The organism is Chitinophaga agri, assembly GCF_010093065.1.
Classification (GTDB): Bacteria; Bacteroidota; Bacteroidia; order Chitinophagales; family Chitinophagaceae; genus Chitinophaga; species Chitinophaga agri.
This window is the reverse complement of the sequence record NZ_CP048113.1, coordinates 4,031,004-4,051,656: the sequence shown is the minus strand read 5'-3', so window position 1 is coordinate 4,051,656 and position 20,653 is coordinate 4,031,004. Positions and strand designations below refer to the sequence as shown.

11 protein-coding genes are annotated in these 20,653 nt (G+C 41.5%); 6 read left to right on the top strand and 5 right to left on the bottom strand.

What is annotated here, in order from left to right; translation table 11 throughout:
• Positions 1–29: 29 nt before the first annotated feature.
• Positions 30–1,160, bottom strand: coding sequence for a FecR domain-containing protein (locus tag GWR21_RS16035; protein ID WP_162332732.1), 1,131 nt, complete (start codon positions 1,158–1,160; stop codon positions 30–32).
• A gap of 36 nt (positions 1,161–1,196) precedes the next feature.
• On the bottom strand, positions 1,197–1,748 hold the full coding sequence (locus GWR21_RS16030) for an RNA polymerase sigma factor (RefSeq protein ID WP_162332731.1): 552 nt from the start codon (positions 1,746–1,748) through the stop codon (positions 1,197–1,199).
• Between the two features lie 447 nt (positions 1,749–2,195).
• Between GWR21_RS16030 and GWR21_RS16025 the strand changes: the two genes are divergently transcribed.
• The 3 genes from GWR21_RS16025 (at position 2,196) to GWR21_RS16015 (ending at position 10,411) form a co-directional block, all read left to right on the top strand.
• Positions 2,196–5,456 carry a SusC/RagA family TonB-linked outer membrane protein gene (locus GWR21_RS16025; RefSeq protein ID WP_162332730.1) on the top strand — a complete coding sequence of 1,087 codons (3,261 nt, stop codon included), beginning with the start codon at positions 2,196–2,198 and terminating at the stop codon, positions 5,454–5,456.
• A 12-nt stretch (positions 5,457–5,468) separates the two neighbouring features.
• Positions 5,469–6,884, top strand: a complete 1,416-nt coding sequence (locus GWR21_RS16020) for a RagB/SusD family nutrient uptake outer membrane protein (RefSeq protein WP_162332729.1) — start codon at positions 5,469–5,471, stop codon at positions 6,882–6,884.
• Positions 6,885–7,747: 863 nt separating this feature from the next.
• Positions 7,748–10,411, top strand: coding sequence for an alpha/beta hydrolase family protein (locus GWR21_RS16015; RefSeq protein WP_162332728.1), 2,664 nt, complete (start codon positions 7,748–7,750; stop codon positions 10,409–10,411).
• Positions 10,412–11,025: 614 nt separating this feature from the next.
• Here the strand turns inward: GWR21_RS16015 and GWR21_RS16010 are convergent.
• Positions 11,026–11,403 carry a hypothetical protein gene (locus tag GWR21_RS16010; protein WP_162332727.1) on the bottom strand — a complete coding sequence of 126 codons (378 nt, stop codon included), beginning with the start codon at positions 11,401–11,403 and terminating at the stop codon, positions 11,026–11,028.
• Positions 11,404–11,593: 190 nt separating this feature from the next.
• Positions 11,594–11,980, bottom strand: a complete 387-nt coding sequence (locus GWR21_RS16005) for a hypothetical protein (RefSeq protein WP_162332726.1) — start codon at positions 11,978–11,980, stop codon at positions 11,594–11,596.
• An 886-nt stretch (positions 11,981–12,866) separates the two neighbouring features.
• On the opposite strand from GWR21_RS16005, the gene GWR21_RS16000 reads away from it, so the two are divergent.
• The 3 genes from GWR21_RS16000 to GWR21_RS15990 all read left to right on the top strand — a co-directional run bounded on the left by GWR21_RS16000 (position 12,867) and on the right by GWR21_RS15990 (position 17,750).
• Positions 12,867–14,042 carry a hypothetical protein gene (locus GWR21_RS16000; RefSeq protein WP_162332725.1) on the top strand — a complete coding sequence of 392 codons (1,176 nt, stop codon included), beginning with the start codon at positions 12,867–12,869 and terminating at the stop codon, positions 14,040–14,042.
• A 105-nt stretch (positions 14,043–14,147) separates the two neighbouring features.
• Positions 14,148–17,252 (top strand): NAD(P)/FAD-dependent oxidoreductase, encoded by a 3,105-nt coding sequence (locus GWR21_RS15995; RefSeq protein WP_162332724.1) that lies wholly within the window; start codon positions 14,148–14,150, stop codon positions 17,250–17,252.
• Positions 17,253–17,255: 3 nt separating this feature from the next.
• Complete coding sequence (locus GWR21_RS15990) at positions 17,256–17,750, top strand: TlpA family protein disulfide reductase (RefSeq protein WP_162332723.1); 495 nt, start codon at positions 17,256–17,258, stop codon at positions 17,748–17,750.
• A 63-nt stretch (positions 17,751–17,813) separates the two neighbouring features.
• Here GWR21_RS15990 and GWR21_RS15985 read toward each other — a convergent pair whose 3' ends face one another.
• Positions 17,814–20,360, bottom strand: a complete 2,547-nt coding sequence (locus tag GWR21_RS15985) for an alpha/beta hydrolase family protein (RefSeq protein WP_162332722.1) — start codon at positions 20,358–20,360, stop codon at positions 17,814–17,816.
• Positions 20,361–20,653 lie beyond the last annotated feature (293 nt).

Below are 20,653 nucleotides of genomic sequence, written 5' to 3'. Positions count from 1 at the left end.
TGCATAAGAAAAAATAAAGATCCTGTAACCTATCTGATGTGTAAGACACTGTCATTATCAAAGTAATAATTGAAGTGTCCAGTGTATGCTAAGTCATCCAGGAAATGGCGGATGGGCCTGGATTTATCGATATACCCTGTGAAGCGGCGTTGGCCGGTATTGGGATTGTCGTATACGACATTTATTCCGTACCATCTTTGCATTACCTTACACAAATCGCCTATAGTCGTTGCGCGGAACACATAAGTACCCACTCTCCACGCCAATATTTCTTCTGCATCGAAACGGGAGACCTGCGCGCTTTGACCTTTCTGGTATCGGGCTGAGAATCCTGGTTTCAATATGATCGTGGAAGTGTCAGCTTTCAGTGTGATAGCGCCGGTGACGAGCGAGATCTGTTCGTAAGTATTATCGTAGGTGTTGACGTTAAATTCGGTACCCAGTACATGGATGGTGGAATTCGGGAGATGGACAATGAAGGGTCTTTTGGCATCTTTGGAAATGGATAGATAGGCTTCGCCTGTGATGGTGATCTCTCGGGTAGTACCGTTAAAGGCTACCGGGAAATTCATTTTTGACGCGGAATTGAGTTGTACTTCGGAGCCGTCGGCCAGTTTTATTTTATAGTCTTTTCCGGGAGGAACGGTGATGGTGGCAATACCTGTTCCGGATGTATTTCCTTTTATAGAGAGTTCTTTCTGCTGCGCGCTGAGGGTAACATCACCTACCTGTACTTGCTGCTGCGCGCTGCCCAGATTGACGATTTCGCCATCGGGCAGCTGCAGTGCAACAGTTTGGAGGGACAATCCATGGACGCTTGCCTTAGGCTCTTCCGGCTTTGTCGGCTTGAAAAATAATATATACAGGCTCGGGGCAGCGAGTGCCAGGAGCACGATAGTCAGTGTCGTGCGTACGGTGACGCGGATCCATTTCCTTCGCTGGATCTTCGCCCATACTTTTTCTATGGGCAAATGCTCCGGCAACAGGGCCAGGAAGGCCTGTTCTTCAGGACCTGAGAACTGTTCGTAGATAGCGTTTCGGATAATACGGGCTTCCGGTTCGTCTTCGAGCAGTTTTTTGAGGGTGGCGCTGTCTTCGGGTGTAATGATACCGCCTAATTCGTCCAGCACCAGCTGTTCAATGTGGCTTTCATCAATCATGGTACTTAAAGAGTCGGAAGAAGACGCAAAAAGTACTTATGATAAACTGTGTTTCAGGTTCTCGCGCAGCACTTTCAGTGCGCGGTGAATGTGGTTCTTTACAGACTGGACGTTGATCTCCATCTGGTCTGCAATTTCTTTGAGGCTTTTTTTATGGATGTATAATTGTTCGAAGGCAAGTCTGCTGGCAGGGGTAATACTATCGATCGCCAGGGCTAACTGGCGGCCCAGTTCCTTCGTTTCTATAGGAGTGGTGGTGGTGTAGGTATCTGCCAGCCAGGTGTATTGCTGTTTCTTGCCTCTTGTACTGGTCTTCTTACGGATCAGGTCGATACACTTATACCGAACCACCTGTACAAGATAAGCCTTCAGGCATTGCGGTGTGTCCAGGCTTTTGCGCTTATCCCATAGCCAACAGAAGACTTCCTGCACAATGTCGTTGCCTTCATCCTCGTCTTGTAAACGGTTGTACGCTTCCAGATATAAGCGCCGGCTGTAGCGGGCGAATATCGTGTTGAAAGCGGCTTCGCTGCCTTCCTGTAAGAGGCTGAAGAGATGTTCATCGTTGTAACCGTCAAGTGCTTGCATACTAGGAACAGAATAAGTAGTTATACAATAAGCTGTATATGGCATTCAAGGGATAATAAATGGTTGGGGAGCACAGACAATGAACGTATTTTGTACACTTGCTAAGCTACTGAATCTCAAATTGCGAGTAGTTAATGCGGTGTTAACAGATGCAGATTTTCCATCGTTTGTTAAGGTTTTAAATTTCTGTTAAATCTTGAGAGTACTTTTTATTTTTGAAAGCGACTACCCTTTATCAGTGGAACCGACTCAGAATTTTTTATCACGAACATATCGTTGGAAACTAATCATTGGAAGTTTTGAACCAATCAGACAATCAAAGTCTAACTAGCTAATCGTTTATTATTTATCTGTTTATTATCCGTTGAAAATAGTGGAATTGTCATGTCGTTTAGCTACGGCGTTTAATACTATGCGTTATTACAAAAACCAACTCAATTAACTCTTATGCTCATCTCTACGCCTCGGAGCAACCTGATCCTCAGGTGCTTGTCTGTGTTTATGTTGTTTTTTTCGTTTGCTGCGAACGCCGCGACTGGCACTGACCAGACCGGAAAGCAAAAAGTGACGGTGGTTGCAAAAGACCTGGCGCTGGGAAAGGTGTTTAAACAGATAGAGAAACAGACGGGTTTGAGGTTTATGTATGCGAATGAGATCATAGATGTGAATGAGAAGGTGAGTGTGGAGTTTGAAAAGGTAGCGCTGGATGAGGTGTTGGAGGAGTTGGTGGGGAAGAAGGGGGTGGAGTGGGTGTATAGGGATGAGATGGTGACGTTGAAGAGGAGGGAGAGTGTTGGGAATGCGGATGTGGAGTTGTTAACTATTTCGGGGAAGGTATTGGATGTGGATGGTACGCCGATACCTGGAGCGACAGTTATAGTTAAGGGGACTAAGCATGGGACAATGACGAATGGCGAAGGGAGGTTTACGTTGTCAGGTGTTGAAGCAAATGCGATTCTTGTAATTTCTCATGTTAGATTTGGAAAGAAGGAAGCACTTGCTAATTCTCGAGTTGTTAATGTGAGTATGGATGAGAAGATTGATGAGTTGAATGGGCCGGTAATTGTTGGTTATCAGATTACTAGTCGACGTTTTTATACGGGCAATGTTACATCTGTTAAAGCTGAAGATATAGCCAAGCAGCCTATCACGGACCCACTATTGGCATTGCAGGGAAGGGTTCCAGGGATGACAATAACGCAAACCACAGGAGTGCAGGGAGGACCAGTAAGAATACAAATACGTGGTCAAAATAGTATAGCCAAAGGTACTCAGCCTTTAATTATAGTTGACGGTATTCCTTATCCGGGAAATATATCCGGTCTATCAAGTTTTGGATCCATGGGAGGAGAAATATCTGCCTTGAATTTCATAAATCCTGCCGATGTTGAAAGTATTGATGTACTAAAAGACGCAGATGCGACTGCTATTTATGGATCGAGAGGAGCAAATGGAGTCGTTTTAATTACAACGAAAAAAGGCAAGTCTGGATCTGCGAAGTTAGATATAAATGTCTCCCATGGTATTTCACGAGTATCAAAAATGCGCGAGTTAATGGATACCAAACAATATTTGCAAATGAGGCACGAAGCATTTATGAATGATAAAGAGAGTCCCAATATTCAAAATGCTCCCGACCTATTGATATGGGATACAACCAGGTATACAGATTGGCAGAAAATGTTCATTGGCGGTAGTGCCAATTATACTGACGCTCAAATGTCGGTAACGGGAGGAAATGATATAATTCAATATCTCGTAGGTGGCAATTATCATCGGGAAACAACAGTTTTTCCAGGCGATTTTTCTGCAACTAATGGCGGATCCCATTTTAGTATTACAGGGAGATCTCCGAATCAAAAGTTTAGCGTTGGGCTAACTGGAAGCTATTCTGCAAGGAAAAATAATCTACCTACTGCTAACTACGGTTCTTTTTTAGATTTGCCACCCAATGCACCTACCTTGTACGATTCAAATGGTAATTTAAATTGGGAAAATTCAACCTGGTCTAATCCGCTAGCTGAGATATTAGTAAGTGGAATCACTGAAACTAATACCAAGAATTTAGTAAGTAGGTTGGATATGAATTATAGAGTATGGAGGAGTATATCATTGAAGGTAAGTGTTGGATATAACGATATAAATATAAATACATTTGAAGGACGGCCAATTGCAGGATATGATCCGGCGAATCAAAGCTGGGCAAGGGCTAGCGCAACTTATGCAAATACTAAAAAATCATCATGGATATTAGAGCCGCAAGTATCAATTTCTGAGAAATTAGGCCCAGGTCAATTAAACGGGCTAATCGGTGGGACATTATTGGGCGATAATCTATCTTCTTTACGTACCGATGCTTCTGATATTACAGACGATGCATTAATCCGAAATCCCGCCTCAGCAAACTTCTTCTATTCCTATGGTACAGGAAGCAAGTATAAATATCTATCAGTATTTGGTAGGATTGGATATGAGTTGTTTAGCAAATATCTGCTAAACCTTACAACTAGAAGAGATGGTAGCAGTCGTTTTGGTCCAAGGGAGCGTTATAATACATTTTATGCTATTGGGGCTGGCTGGATTTTTTCAGAAGAGAGCTTTTTCAAAGAAAAATTGTCATTTTTAAGTTATGGTAAGTTAAGAGCTAGCTACGGGACCACTGGTAATGATCAAATTGGAGACTACGAGTATCTAGACAGATATGAGTACGTTCAACAGTCTTATCAAGGTATGAAAGGATTACGAGTAATTGGAATGTTTAATCCTGATTACAAATGGGAGTTGACGCGTAAGGCCGAATTAGGAATAGAAACAAGTTTTTTGAAAGACAGGGTTTCCTTATCCATTAGTTATTATCGCAATCGATCAACCGATCAATTAATTGGTTATCCACAACCAAGTATGGTGGGTGTTGATTTTATTACAGGTAATCTGCCAGCTGTTTTGGAGAATAAAGGTGTTGAAGCTAGTTTTGTTACTAAGAATATTAGAAATGAAAATTTTGAATGGTCTACAGCTTTCAACTTCTCTAGATCACGCAATAAGCTAGTCTCATATGAGGGAAACGGTGGATTATTTGCGCTTGAAGGCGGATCGTTATCTGAGGTGCTAGTATTTAATGTAATGGGTGTGAATCCAGCAACCGGAGACTATCTTTTTAAAGGAATTGACGGAAAAGCAGTAGAGTTTAGCCAAGCTGTGCCTAATAATAAGATTGATATCGCACCAAATTTCTTCGGAGGAATTCAGAATACTGTTAGGATAGGAAACTTTAATATTGATTTTTTATTTCAATATGTTAAGCAAAATGGCTTAAATAGTTTATATAATGTAATGTGGACTCCTGGAACAATTAGAAATCAACCTTTAGACGCACTCAAAAGATGGAAGAATATTGGAGATGTTTCAGAGAGACAGCGGTTCAGTCAAAACGGATTTATTACAGATCCATATCAGCGAGTTGTTACAACGAGTGACATGGCATATATTGACGCATCTTTCTTGCGATGTAAGAATTTGGCCATATCGTGGCAGATTCCTGAAATTGTGAGGAGAAAGATAGGGGTAAATAAGGGTCGACTCTATATCCAATGCCAAAATTTATTTACAATTAGTAACTATCCCGGTTGGGATCCGGAAACTCAATCCGTTTATTCGTTGCCCCCGTTAAGAGTAGTTACTGCGGGTATTCAACTTTCCATCAACTAGAAAAAATAGGAAATGAAGATGTATAAATATGTGATTGCGATATTTTTAATGTTTTTTAATATTTCTTGCGATAAATTTCTTGATGTCGGAGATCCCCAAGATAAAATTGTTGCAAGATATGTATATCGTTCCAATACTTCGGCTGCTGCAGCAATGACAGGTGTGTATTATGACTTGGTTCAGAAAACAAGTTTTTCACAGGGAGTATCTGGTGTATCAATTAGCTGCGGCGCCGCAGCCGATGAATTGACAGTTTATCCTACTAGCGGATTAATGAATTTTTACACGAACTATATTGATATTGGCAGCGGTGGCGGATTTTGGGCATCTCTATATAAATTTATATATAAAGTTAATGCGATAATAGATGGTGTAACGAGAAGTACTACTTTATCCGATAATGTTAAGCGACATCTACTAGGAGAAGCTAAATTTGTAAGAGCTTTTTGCTATTTTTATCTTGTTAATCTGTACGGAGATGTTCCCTTGTTAATCACTGCTGACTATCGTGAGAATCAATCTTCGCCAAGAGTATCAGTAGCTCAGGTTTATAAACAAATATTAAGTGATTTAAATGAAGCGAAGTTATTACTAAGTGAGGAATATCTTGATGCCAATGTTATTTCGACAACTTACGAACGTCTGAGGCCTAACAAATGGGCCGCCGCTGCATTACTCGCAAGAGTCTATTTATATATTGGCGATTGGGAAAATGCTATAAATGAATCGAATGATGTGATAAATAATAAGGAGCTATATGATACAGTGCCTCTCAGTGATGTTTTTTTAAAGAATAGTAAAGAAAGTATTTGGCAACTACAGCCTATGTACAATAATCCGGATGCGACATATTATGGTACTTTCGATGCGCGGGTGTTTGTGCTAGAAAGAGATCCCAATGAACGTGAAAACCCTGCTTGGATCAGTGATTTTTTAATTAATGCATTTGAGTCTGGCGATAATAGACTCAATACTTGGGTAAGGAGATATTCATCAGCAACGCAGGTTTATAACTATCCATTTAAATACAGGCAGAATAAGTTAGAAGGTGATAAGAGCGAATATTTGAGTGTCATACGTCTTTCAGAATTATATCTTATAAGAAGCGAGGCAAAGGCTGTACTTGGTCTTCTTGAAGATGCTAAAAGTGATCTTAATATAATCCGGCGAAGAGCTGGTTTGCAACCAATTTTAGTCAATAACGCAGATCTAATATTAGATAGAATATTACATGAACGTCAAGTGGAATTATTCGCAGAATGGGGCCATCGATGGATGGATTTGAAAAGGAATAAACTTGTTGATGGTGTAATGATGAAGGTTTCGCCTAAAAAAGGCAGTGAATGGAGCTCTTATAGGGCATTGTTTCCTATACCAGAGAGGGATTTAAGACTTAATCCTAGTTTGAAGCAGAATCAAGGGTATTAAAATAAGGATAGCAGTTAGTTGTCGCCCAACTGTTATCCTTATTGTTTATCAATTATTGAATAGTAGTGATAAGAGTGTTGGCTAATGGAGCCAGTGTATTACAAAAAGTAGCAGGTAACGTTGTGCTAACAGTTGGTGCACCTGGCGTGGTCGTAGTTGTGGTAGTAAATATTGTATTAGCCAATGTGGTTGTATATACGTCGGTAGCTGGTATACCAACATTGCTTACGTATGCTCTAGACGCAACGATTGACCTTGGTAGACATAAAGGAACAGTAGTGCTATACACTTTCGTGCCAACTAATGTGCTGGTCCAAGTAGTTCCACCAGCGAAACTGTAAGCTGGACGAGTGTTACGTAGAACGCTAAAAGCAAATGCGCCTCCAACTACAGCCATAAAAGCTACACACGTAAGAATTATTCTTGCCTTTTTCATATGAGAGAAATTTTTTGTCTACGAATGTAGACAAGGGTTGTTTAAATTACCTACTCTTTTCTAATGGTTTTCGGTATCCCCATTGTTGCGCAACGATATATTAAAGTTTTATATTTACTCTGTGTTCAGCTCTTAATCTCCTTCAAAATTAGTTTTTATATAGTAATTGTCATTTAGGAGATAAGCATTCTAGTTTGCAGATAGAGAGATAGTTTATGTGATTTTGGTTTATTCGATATTGTCATGTAGTATTATTATATTTAATCTAGAAGACATTCCGAACCTCTATTGATCTGAAGATAAGATTCATGTTTATACTGAATAACGGCCAAGAAGTGTATTACATTAAGGGATACATTTAATGTCATCTAACTATGATTGTTTGTTACATTACTTTGATTTAGAAATATTAAAAACATATCATTATATGAAGATCTGCTTACTGCTGCGGAGAATAGGTCTAAGAAAAATAGTTACTGCCTGTTTTAGTTTTTTTTCAATCTCATCTTTAGCCCAGAAAACTCCACTTAATAATCAATCGTACGAAAATTGGGACGCGTTAGTAAATTATGATATCAGTAATGATGGTAAATTTGTATGGTATAATCATGGTTCATTGTCAGAAGGAATAAGTGTTGTAGTAAAGTCTGTAGTTGATTCTTTTTCAGTGACCTATCCTTTTATAATTGGAGATCCTAAGTTTACAGCTGATAGCAAGTATGCAATATTTCTTACTGCTGATACATTAAATGTTCTTAAGCTCAGTAATTTTAACCGGAGGAAAATAATCAAAGTCTCTTCTTTTTCGGTAACTACGGAAGGAGGACCTCAATTTTTAAGTTATCGTTCCGATGGTAGGATATACTTACATGATTTGGCTAGAGGGCGAACCTTTGATTTTAATGAAGGAAAAGTTTCTTTGTTTAATTCGCAGGGCACAGTGATGCTTATAGTAGGAGATTCATCCTTAGATTGGGTGGATCTATCCACTTTAAAAGTGAGTAGAATAATACATGGAAAAATATCAGGTAACCCCGTTTTCGATAAAAATGGGACAGGAATTGTATTCTGCCCGATAATTAATGGTGTAAAGAGTCTGTTTTATTACAAAAGTGATTTTTGGAAGCCGGTTGAACTAATTGGAGGAGAAAAGTATTTAAAAGATGGACGAGAACTATCTTTTAGAGCACCATATTTTTCAAAAGATTCAAAGAAAATATTTTTTGGCTTGATTATGCAGATGAATAGCCATGTTCGAGATGATTGGGATAGGAATTTTTTTCTAAAGCCAACGCTTAAATTATGGCATTATAAGGATGACTTTATGCAGTCAACCCTATCTGGAATGGCTCAAAATAGATCGGTTGAAGTATTTGCAGCTGTGGGAGTTGAAAGCAAAAATGTAATTATACTTGAAAAGCCGGATTCCACATCAGTCATAGGTGGAAATGGAATCGGTAATGAGTTTGTAATAACAAATACTATCGGTAATTCCGGAGAACAGAATTGGAACAGCTATAAAAAGAAATACGAACTCATTTCCGTAATGACTGGTGAAAGTAAGGAAATAATAAGTGATGGTCCAGTGTATACAATGCCTCCTAAGCTTTCTTCAAAAGAGGCGTTTGTTTCATGGTATGACTATCACGTTGGAAATTATTTTACGTATGAGATAGCTAATGGAAAAATTAGATGTATAACATCGGATATACCATCTCAATTAGGTGCTGGTATTGATGAGACATATGCGGATTTGGCTGGATCTACTTATGGATATTTTTGGCTTGCGGATGATAGAGGATTGTTAGTCTATGATCAATACGATATTTGGCAGGTTGATCCATATGGGCTGAAGAGTCCAATAAATATTACTGGAGGTATCGGGCAAAAGAATAAAATTATATTTAGATTAGCTGCAAATGAATATGCATATCCATCACCCAAGATCGGCGATACCCTTCTCCTAGCAACTTTTGATACTGAAACAAAGAGAAATGGTCTATGTAGGGTCATGGTAGGTAAAGAGAATAAACCTGACATCACTCATATGAGTGATGGAATATATTATTTCCCTTGGTTATTCGTTGAGAGAACTCCTAAAGAGCCAATTAGGGCCAAGTATGGTAATACTTATATATTGCAATACATGAGTACTTCTTTTGCCCCTAACATATGCGTGACAAGAGATTTTAAAAAGTTTAAAATACTGTCAAACATTCGGCCTCAGGGAAATTATAACTGGATGACTGCTAAACTCGTTAAATGGAACTTGAATAATGGAAGAGAATTGCATGGTATTTTGTATAAGCCTGAGGACTTCGATTCTACAAAGAAATATCCTATAATTTTTCACTATTATGAAAAGCTTAGTTATCAGTTGAATTTATTTAGAACACCGGAGCCTAGTCCCGGAGCCTTAAATATAGCATGGTATGTAAGTAACGGTTATTTGGTCTTCTTACCTGATGTCTATATACCACCTGGTAGACCTGCAAAAGGAATCGTAGAATCTGTAACGTCATCTATCAAAAAACTTAAGGAATTTCAATGGATTGATACTAATAGAATGGGATTGGAGGGACATAGTTTCGGGGGATACGAAACCTATGTGTTGATGACAAATACAAATCATTTTGCTGCTGCGCAGGCATCTGCTGGGGTTTCTGACTTTATTAGCGGATATAGTTCATTAGGTGGTAATTTTGCTCATTTATATGAGGTGGGGCAGAATAATATGAGAACAACTCCGTGGGAAAGTCCGGACTTGTATATTGAAAACAGTCCTATTTTTAAAGTAGCTAATGTTAAAACACCATTGTTGATAATGCATAATAAGGATGATGGTGCTGTAGATTTTGCTCAAGCTTTGGAGATGTATGTCGCTTTAAGGAGACAAAAGAAACCTGTCTGGTTATTGCAATATGAGGGAGAAGGGCATACATTAGATAACCCCGATAATATATTGGACTTTGCTTTGAGGCAACAACAGTTTTTTTCATATTATTTAAAGAATAATTTATTTCCACAATGGATGAAACAGCCTGGAATTTCTAACTTTAGGCGTAATCCGCTTGGTAATGAAACGAAATAGAAAATGGATGTTGAACGATTTGTTTTTTGATAAGTGTGTTCTCTCTCATAGCTTTTTATTTATGCTGTTATTATTCGCATTAAGGGTGGAAATCTGTTGAATTGATGTGGCATGCTCGGAATAGTTATCATTATTTCCTAGCAGTATTATTGGTCAATATGGTATTTAAGCTCTTTAGTAGTTTATATGACAGCTAATCCTATTTCGGTGCATAATACGGAAAAATTGTATCGAAAGACCGGTAAACTATATACAATTTTATAAGTATAATTATAGTTTTAATGGCTTCATTTTGAATATTCATACTGGTCTGCATATTCTCATATCAGCGAGAGTTATTTATGGTATAACATGAAATCGGCCTACTTGAAATATCACAAGATACTGATACTGATATTTTTTTAAATGTGTGACGCTGATGTTGTTTGTTTGAAAGGCAAATACAAACTATCGTAAATGATCATGGTGTAATTTAATTACTGGCTTCCAATATGCTAATGACAAGGTTTACCAAGCGTAGATAAAATAAAGTCAACAATATAGACTTGGTATATTTAAGAGGAGTATCTCAGCTTTGAATACTCCTCTTTAGTTTAAACACTCACCTCTGAGCTTTATTGAATCGTACTTATAAACGTTTGAGCCAATGGACAACAAATATGACAAATAGTAGTTGGTCGGGTTGTACTTACTGTTGGTCCGCCGAAAGATGTGGTTGTTGTAAATACTGTGTTAGTTAAAGTCGTTCTGTAAACATCTTGGGCCGGAATTCCAACGTTAGAGATAAATGCGATTGATGGGCCGATAGAAAGGCGTACGCATACAGGAGCAGTAGTGCTGTAAACCAAAGTTCCTACTACTGTGCTAATCCATGTAGTGCTACCTAAGTAGGTGTAGGCCGGATTCAAGCCACGAACAACTTTGAATGCAAGTGCGCCTCCACCTACTGTTAAGAAAATGATCCCAATAAGTGCTATTTTTGCTTTTTTCATGGAACTTTGTTTGTAATTAGGTGATTTTGTAAGGAGTTGCTTATTTACAACTTTTCTAGTTACTTCAACGGATAGATAATAGATTATATATAATAACAATTTTGTAGCCAGCCCGTGCAGTTTGCTTACCAGTAAAATCATGGTCACGTTATAGGCATTCTGTAGAATATTCAGAGATTTTATTTTGTCGTTACTGGAGAGTCGTGGCTAGCGTGTTGGTCAATGGGGCATGGGTGTTGCAAATAGTTATCGGTAGAGTTGTACTCACGGTTGGACCTCCTACGGCAGTTGTTGTAGTAAATATAGTATTCGCATTGGCAGTGGTATATACGTCGGCGGCAGGTATGCCTACATTAGTCACATATGCAGTTTTGCCAAGAATTGAAAGAGTTACGCACACAGGAATTGTTGTACTATATATTTTTATGCCTATGGTGGTACTGGTCCAGGTAATTCCGCCAGTATAAGTATATGCAGGCCTCATGTTACGCATGGCCTTGATTGTGTTATATGAGAATACACCTCCGGCTGCAGCTAATAACGAAACTAATACGAGAATTATTTTGGCTTTTTTCATATTGTATGTTTTAGTATTTAAGAAATTATATTATTTAGCGCACATTATTTCTTGCTAGTATAGAATTGTAAAGTATACTGTTACTGAGGTGCCATTATAATTTAGTCTTTTCGTCAGAGCTTGGATTAATTCTAAATGCTTAAATAGTTGTTAAGTACCACTGTCTGATTGAGCTTTATGAAATATGAAAATTGATTTATTACAATAACTCGCTGTGAACGTAACACCTGGACACTTTTATAGTCCTGCTCACGAATAAAATATTCTAATTATAGTATTGAAAATTTAATAAGCGATTTCATGTTACGAAGTTAGAGCGTTGTTTTTTTTTTGTTTTAGTAGAAAGCTTTTTTTTACTAGAATGACAGGATTTTCTGTATCCTGCATTGTTATTATCTTACGTGGTTTCAAGAAATTATAGATGGGAACTATTATGTCTAATTACACCAAACAATTCCCTATCTAATAACTAATATTCCCTCCTCCCTATGTAACTTCCTCTCCAACCGGAACATTAACATTCATCCATATGACGTTTTCAACCCCATTACTTCCAAAGGAATTTATCCAGAGCATCTGGTACAGCCGTGAACACAGGTGGTTATTACTCCTATCAATGCTATTATCAGCTATTTGCATAACGATTATTCTCAAATTATATCCATTTCCGAATTTTCTCCCTGATTCCTACTCCTACATAGACGCTGCATTCAATAACGTCAACATTAACATGTGGCCGGTAGGATACTCAAAGTTCCTCCGCTTTGTTAGCGTATTTAATAGATCCGACACCGCCTTAGTCCTCATCCAATACACCCTATTACAATTCTCCATACTATTCTTCCTGTTTTCCATCAACTATTTACTACAACCCGGTAAATGGCTCATGCGAATTATCTTCGCATTACTAGTCTTAAACCCACTCTGGCTATACATCGCTAACTTCGTCTCCAGCGATGCCCTGTTCGCTACCCTCAGCCTTCTCTGGCTCACCAGCCTTTTTTGGCTCTTATACGCCCCAAATGCCAAGATGCTAATCGCCCATGCCCTCATACTCGGTTTTGTCTTTTCCGTACGCTATAACGCCTTATATTACCCATTTATCAGCATCCTGGTCTTTCTTACCACCCGGGACTCATTCAAAGAGAAATTGTTGAAAATAGCTATTGTAATCCTCCCTGTAGGATGGTTTGTGCTATATACCACATTGACCTTTAAAGAAAGACTCGGTGTCGCGACCTTCTCCCCTTTTGGAGGTTGGCAGATGGGGAGTAATGCGCTGTTCATGTATGCGCATGTTCCACCACAAAGGTCAAATATCCCCAAGCAGTTTGTGACCCTCCATAATATCACCATCAAACACATGGACTCGCTGAACCGCCTCAGGCAAGTCCCCCGTCCAGATGCCGAATTAGGTATCTACTATCTCTGGGATGACAAAGCCCCACTCAAACAGTACCTATTTGAGAAATACAAAAGAGACAGCACGACGCCTTATCTTCAACGTTGGGCGGCGGTATCCCCTCTTTATGGGCAATACGGAACGTGGTTGATCAAACAACACCCCGGAGCATTTCTCCGCTACTACATCTGGCCGAATTTCATCAACTACTACTCCCCACCCACAGAGTTCCTGGGATGGTTTAACATGGGAAAAAATGAAGTAGATCCCGGTGCAGTATCCTGGTTTGGGTATAAGTCCAATAAAGTCCACCATTTCTCAAAGGATAACACGATCTGGCTTACGAATGTATTTCCATTGCTGTTAGCAATGATTAACGTTGTCTTTTTCTTTGGCTTTATCGGCTTTGTCATACTGGGAGGTTTTTCTAAAGTGACGCCTTACTATAAAAAAGTCCTCTGGCTGATGCTGACTATCTGGCTGGGCAACCTGGCCTTTAGCGTACTGGCATCGCCTATCGTCCTAAGATACCAGGCATTCCCGTTCATCTTCACCCTGGCGTTTGCTGTCTTACTACTCGGCTTTGTCATCCAGGAAAGCATGGAGTCCAAACCTGCTGCAGTGAAAGAAGATGATCCGCTCCCTGACCCGGCGGTATAATTATCCGCTTTCTCCTAACAAATTACAATGAATACTGTGGTACTTTAGAACAGTTAACCATGACCCATTGGAGGCGCCCTGTTTCACATTTATCAATACCACATTATGGATGCTAAAAGAAAAGCCATTATCATAGGAGCAGGTCCTGCCGGATTGACTGCTGCCTATGAGATGCTACAACGCACAGATATTATCCCTGTCATATTGGAGAAAAGCGGAGATATAGGTGGTATCTCGAAGACGATCAACTATAAAGGGAACCGCATGGACATTGGCGGCCACCGGTTCTTCTCTAAGTCGGACAGGGTGATGCATTGGTGGCTGAATATCCTGCCATTAGAAGAAGGCAATGACAGCCACCAGATCACCTATCAGAATAAGACCAGGGAAATCAACAGGAAGGACTTTCCTGGTATTAAGAGTGATGATCCTGATAAAGTCATGCTGGTGCGAAACCGCTTATCCAGGATCTACTTCCTCCGGAAGTTTTTCACTTATCCGATCACCTTATCGGTGGAGACGTTGAAAAAGTTAGGCGTCGCCAGGACGATTGCGATCCTGGTGTCCTATCTCTGGGCGCAGGTGTTTCCTAAAAAGCCGGAAAAAAGCCTGGCCGACTTTATGATCAACCGGTTCGGTAAGACCTTATATCACCTCTTTTTTAAAGATTATACGGAGAAGGTATGGGGAGTGCCCTGCGATGAGATCCCGGCAGAATGGGGAGCGCAGCGTATCAAAGGCGTGAGCATCAGCAAGGCAATAGAGCACGCGATACAGGAATTATCCAAAAAGAAGAAAAAAGATGAAGGCGGAATTGCCCAGAAAGGGACGGAAACGAGTCTGATTGAAAAGTTCTTCTATCCGAAGTTAGGCCCCGGACAGTTATGGGAAGAAGTCGCCAGACAAGTCCAGGAAATGGGCGGTATTATCCACATGCACTGCGATGTGAAGAACATCTATACAGAAGATAATACAGTAACAGCTGTTACCGCTGTCAATAATAAAACCGGTGAAGAGCTCAGACTCACCGGCGATTACTTCTTCAGCACCATGCCGGTGAAAGAACTGATCGGAGGCATTGTTGGCAATGTGCCCGCCAATGTAAGCGATATTGCTTCTAAATTGCAATACCGTGATTTTATCACCGTGGGTATCTTGCTAAGGAAATTATCCTTCCTGGACAAACACACCGGCGAGTGGAAGCCGTTAAAACTGGAAGATACCTGGATCTACATTCAGGAGAAGGATGTGAAAGTGGGCCGCCTGCAGTTGTTCAATAACTGGAGCCCATACATGGTGAACGATCCTGACACCGCCTGGGTGGGGATGGAATTCTTCTGTAATGAGACAGATGACTTCTGGAAATTACCTGACAGTGAGATAGCTGCTATCGCTATCAGCGAGCTGCAGAAGATCGGACTGGCATCTATCGATAATGTATTGGACAGTACTGTGCTGAGGGTAGAAAAGACCTACCCGGCTTACTTCGGCGCATATGCGCATTTCGATAAGGTGAGAGCATATACTGATACGCTGGAGAATCTTTTCCTGGTAGGGCGCAATGGCATGCATAAATACAACAATGCTGACCACTCCATGTTGACCGCTATGGTGGCTGTGGATAACATCATCGATGGCATTACGTCAAAAGATAATATCTGGGCGATTAACACCGAACAGGAATACCATGAGGAAAAAGATAAAGCCGACGCCCCTCCTGCGGCTGTTATTCCAAAGCCTGCATTATCCTTCAAAGAATACCTATGGGACATGCCATGGAATAAGTTGTTAATCTTTTTTGCAGGCCTGGGAATAATCGCTCAGTTTCTGATATTTAAATACTTCTATCCATCAGCGGGTTTTATCGACGGAGACTCTTATGTATACCTGGAATCTGCCTACGGCAATTTCAATATTAACACCTACCCGATAGGCTATTCCAAGTTCTTACGGTTGTTTAGTACGTTCACCAAGTCTGATACCGCGCTGGTAGCATTGCAATACCTGTTATTACAATCAGGTGCATTGGCGCTGGTATTTACATTGGGGTATTTCTACCGGCCAGGCAAAGTGATCTTTGGTATACTCTTCGCAGGCATGCTGTTTAACCCGGTATTCCTGTACATCGCTAATTATGTATCCAGCGATGCACTGTTCCTGAGTCTGAGCCTGGTATGGTTTACCTTGTTACTGTGGATATTGCATAAGCCTGATAAGACGTTGATCATCCTGCATGCCGTTGTCATCCTGTTGGCATTCACTGTAAGGTATAATGCGTTGTTTTATCCGATAGTGGCTGCACTGGCATTTATCATTAGTCGTCAGCCATGGCGGCAGAAGGTGGTCGGTATTTTATCCAGTCTGATACTGATCGCAGGGTTTGTCTACCATACCAGCAATCAGTATGACCGGTTAACCGGCATCAGGCAATTCTCGCCATTCAGTGGCTGGCAGATGGCTAATAATGCGCTGTATGCATACCGGTTTGTGCAGGACGAGCCGCCGCCTAAAATGCCGGCCAAGTTCAAACAGCTGGATAAAATGGTTAGGACCTATTTCGATACCACCAGGAATATCTTTATGCATCCGCAGGAAATGATGATTGCCAATACCTGGTACATGTGGGATCCCAAGTCGCCTCTGCAACAGTATATGTTCCGGAAGTTCCAGAAAGACTCTACCTCGCATATATTAAGAAAGTGGGCGTCAGTCGGACCGTTGTACTCGGAGTACGGTGCCTACCTGATCAAACAGTATCCGGTTACTTTTACGCAATACTATCTGTTGCCGAACACATTAAAGTACTACGCTCCACCGGTGGAATTCCTGGATACTTACAATATGGGGAAGGACAGTATTGCGCCTATCGGCCAGATGTGGTTCGGCTACGAGTCCCGGAAGTTAAAAACGCATTTCAAAGACCTGAAAGTAACTATTCTTAGCTTCTATCCTATCCTGGTAGGTATGATGAATGTCGTGTTTATCTTCAGTCTGTTTGGATTCGTGATGTTGAAAGGATTCCGGCACAATAAGGCATTATCCATCGGCTTGTTGTTAGCATTCGGTCTTTGGGTTATCAATTTCGGATTCAGTGTGTTCGCATCCCAGATTGCCTTGCGGTTCCAGATGTTGCCGATATTAATATTTTTCTCTTTCGGGTTGCTACTGATAGATTATATCTGGAAAGCAGCCAACAATAAAATAGCATAAAAGATGAGAGTATTGTTTTTAGCCCTGCTAATCATTGGTATGATCAGCTGTAAGGAAAAGCCCCCACGTACGTTACCAAAGGGAATTGCCAGGGAACTACCTGCCTTTAAGATCCAGATGATGGATACTACGGTGAAGTTCAATACGGCCGATATTCCGAAAGGGAAACCGGTGGTGCTGTTCTTTTTCGGACCTGACTGTCCCTACTGCCAGGCCTTCACGAAAGAGATCGTTACACGTATGAATGAACTAAAAGACGTGCGTTTTTATTTGGTGAGCGTAGCCGATTTTAAGGAAATTCACATGTATGATACGTTGTTTAAACTGGACAAGTATAAGAACGTCACCATTGGAAAAGATATGAATGCTTTCTTTTTTACTTATTACAAAGCACCTGGTTATCCCTATATGGCAGTATATGATAAGAAAAAGGAGTTCAGAGAGATTATTGTAGGGTCGGTGGGCGTAGATTCTTTGAAGAAAGTGCTTAGATCATAAATAATCTAAATCGTAGATCGTTGCAGGCTTCCACTCACTAATAGTGCAAGCCTGCAATTTTATTTACTTAAAAAGCGTGATCTCATTACTCACACTCCCTTCATGAAATGTAGATACCTCCCCCTTCAGATACTTCCCGAAGAACGCCTCCTGCCTCCGCGTAAAATCCGCCTGACACTCCCAGTCATACAACACATGCCCTTCCCCTTTATACTCCAGCAACCACACTGGCTTCCCCAACCGCCGCAACGCTGTGAACAACGCCACCGACTGTAAAAACGGCACGGCGCCATCTTCCTTATTATGCATCATTAATAGTGGGGTGTTGATCTTACCCGCATCCAGCACCGGTGATCCCTGCATATACAACGCCGGGTCTTCCCACGGACTCACCCCCTGGTTCATCTGACCTACCTCCGATATATAATGATAGCTACGGCCACTGAAGCCCAGTCCACCATGTAACCCTATCAATTCCGATGGCGCAGCTGACGACTGTGCCGCGGCAAATAAATCAGAATGTGCGATGATATAATTCGTCTCGTATCCACCGAAGCTATGCCCCTGTAATCCGAGTTTAGCGGCATTTACATAGGACCGGTGACATAAATACCTGGCCGCAGATTCAACGGTATTTAGTATCGCCGGACCATTTTGCCCGGTAGGGCGATATATATCCGGCACAAAGACCAGGTAGCCGTTGCTTACATACCAGGCGATGGTCAGCGTACCTGTACTCAACCGGACATGCGGGAAGATATGCAGTTCGTTGCTGCGTTCTTCGTAATAGGTAAAGATGACAGGATACTGTTTAGTACTATCGAAGTTCTCGGGTTTGTATAGAATTCCTGTACCAGCACGCTCACCGGGCATCGGCCACCGGACCAGCTCCGCAGTCAGCCAGTTGAAGGCACGCTGAGGTTGTAGATCTGAAACAGGGTGGAACGATTTAAAATCAGTCGTCACTACGAGATTAGGCGCCTGTGTGGCACTTTGCTGCAGTAACAGGTACACACCCGCCTTACGCGCTTTCATCGGTGCAGGTGGCTCGAGCGCCACTAATGCCGGGAAGTGATAGACGACAGGAGACATGCTGATGGGCGCCGGAGATACATTCGTCCCCAGGCGGACTTCCATAAATCCATTGCGCTTATCGCTATCCAGGCAGGTGATTAACAATGGGTCATTCAAATGCAATGTGGATAATAACTGTGGATACACGATCCGTAGGATGGTCTGGTGTTTGATGCCATAGTGAGCCGTAATATTCACAGGAGGCTGCTGACCAGCAGGATCTACCTGCCAGATGTCAAACGCATCATAGATGAATACCCGCTCATCGTCCGCCAGCCAGCCGGCAACGCCATACGGAATCGTTTCAAGTCTGCTGATCCGGTCATGGATCAAACAGCCCGGAACAGCAGTGCTGATGTTTCGCGTAATACCAGTACTGGTTTCGTAACTCATGTAATGATGCGTAGTATTATCAAACCATACCACAAAACGCTCCCCTGGAGATATACCAATATCCGTTACACGCCTGGGTGAAGGTATAATACGCTTTCTATACCCGTTGGCTAGTAAGAGGAGATCATAGCTGCGCACTTGCGTATCATTCCAGTAGCTATCTTCTTCATTAACGACATTCGCTACCAATGCATACTTATTGCCCGGTAGGGCTACCAACGATGTGTCAATGTTATCCAACTGCCTTATCTGACCACCACCTACAGCCACCACACCGGTAAATGGCCCATAAGGATCGGGGGGTAGCTGTGAGGGCAACCGGGCATCGCGATAATCCCAGACCACTACTTTACTATAGGATAGATCGGGCGTTTTACTTCGTTCGGGTATGAGTTTAACGAACAGACTTTTATCATCAGGGCTAAACTGTAAGGGCATATTAGCCAATGATGGATGCCGGGCTGTGGTGATGTATCCTGCGCTATCCATACCGGGCTTGAAGTAATGCAGCTGTACATCGGGTTGTTGCCCGCTCGTAAAGGCAACCGCCGTGTCCGAATGGTCAAAAATGAGATGATCGGATTTATATTGTGAGGCAATTTTGTGTCGCTGCATGGTCTGCAGGTTCAAATAGATCAGGCTGTCCTTGTATTTAAGCAGCAGCATACGCCCGGATTTATTAAACAGCGAAGCAGCTACCCCCGCAAGATAGTAGGTGGAATCATGGTGCAGGTCTTTTAATACCAGCGTGTCTGACATCTTTGCCGTCAGCCACCGGCCATCACCCTTTTCGGGCAATGTGTAGTTATTTACTCGCTTATCATAAGTAATATCAGCTGTACCGGGTTGCAGGACAGCCAGTCCTTTCGGAGACACAAACACTATATGTTGATTGTCCGCCGTGAATGCAGCCTCCAGTACGCCCGTAAACAACCTGCTGTAGCTACCCCTGACCGCTCTCACCACCAGTGTGGTACCCGTCAACTCCGATCCATAGGTGTACCATACATATCTGCCATCATCAGAGATATGATAGTTTAATACCATCTCCCAGCCTTTGTAAGTCATATTGGTAACAGGCGGCTTCTGGGCATTAACAACAAGAAGTTGACAAAAGAGCAGCAGGATGACAATGTATCTCATAATTTCCGGAGTCACTTTAAAGTAGCGGATGGGGTGTGTATAATACTTAGTAGATCGGGAATATCCATAGCAATTATTGTACCTCGGTACTAAGTATTCCTGTTGTGGAAATGCAGAACTTTGACAGTGGATAGTTTATTGTGTAAATTGATCTACCTTACCAGAGCAATATAGAAGAACGATCCGGCGGACTTTCCCTGGTCCGGATTAGCCAGGGAAGTCCCCACCGGTTTTTTTATTGAAATCCCTATCTCCAAAGCAGCTTCCCTTCGTTACGCTTAACTTATACGTGT

Excerpts from the sequence above, each read along its gene's own strand:
- GWR21_RS15995 (WP_162332724.1), top strand. The coding sequence starts at position 14,148 with ATGGATGCTAAAAGAAAAGCCATTATCATAGGAGCAGGTCCTGCCGGA.
- GWR21_RS16035 (WP_162332732.1), bottom strand. The coding sequence starts at position 1,160 with ATGATTGATGAAAGCCACATTGAACAGCTGGTGCTGGACGAATTAGGC.
- GWR21_RS16030 (WP_162332731.1), bottom strand. The coding sequence starts at position 1,748 with ATGCAAGCACTTGACGGTTACAACGATGAACATCTCTTCAGCCTCTTA.
- GWR21_RS16025 (WP_162332730.1), top strand. The coding sequence starts at position 2,196 with ATGCTCATCTCTACGCCTCGGAGCAACCTGATCCTCAGGTGCTTGTCT.
- GWR21_RS16010 (WP_162332727.1), bottom strand. The coding sequence starts at position 11,403 with ATGAAAAAAGCAAAAATAGCACTTATTGGGATCATTTTCTTAACAGTA.
- GWR21_RS15990 (WP_162332723.1), top strand. The coding sequence starts at position 17,256 with ATGAGAGTATTGTTTTTAGCCCTGCTAATCATTGGTATGATCAGCTGT.
- GWR21_RS15985 (WP_162332722.1), bottom strand. The coding sequence starts at position 20,360 with ATGAGATACATTGTCATCCTGCTGCTCTTTTGTCAACTTCTTGTTGTT.
- GWR21_RS16000 (WP_162332725.1), top strand. The coding sequence starts at position 12,867 with ATGCGAATTATCTTCGCATTACTAGTCTTAAACCCACTCTGGCTATAC.
- GWR21_RS16005 (WP_162332726.1), bottom strand. The coding sequence starts at position 11,980 with ATGAAAAAAGCCAAAATAATTCTCGTATTAGTTTCGTTATTAGCTGCA.
- GWR21_RS16020 (WP_162332729.1), top strand. The coding sequence starts at position 5,469 with ATGAAGATGTATAAATATGTGATTGCGATATTTTTAATGTTTTTTAAT.
- GWR21_RS16015 (WP_162332728.1), top strand. The coding sequence starts at position 7,748 with ATGAAGATCTGCTTACTGCTGCGGAGAATAGGTCTAAGAAAAATAGTT.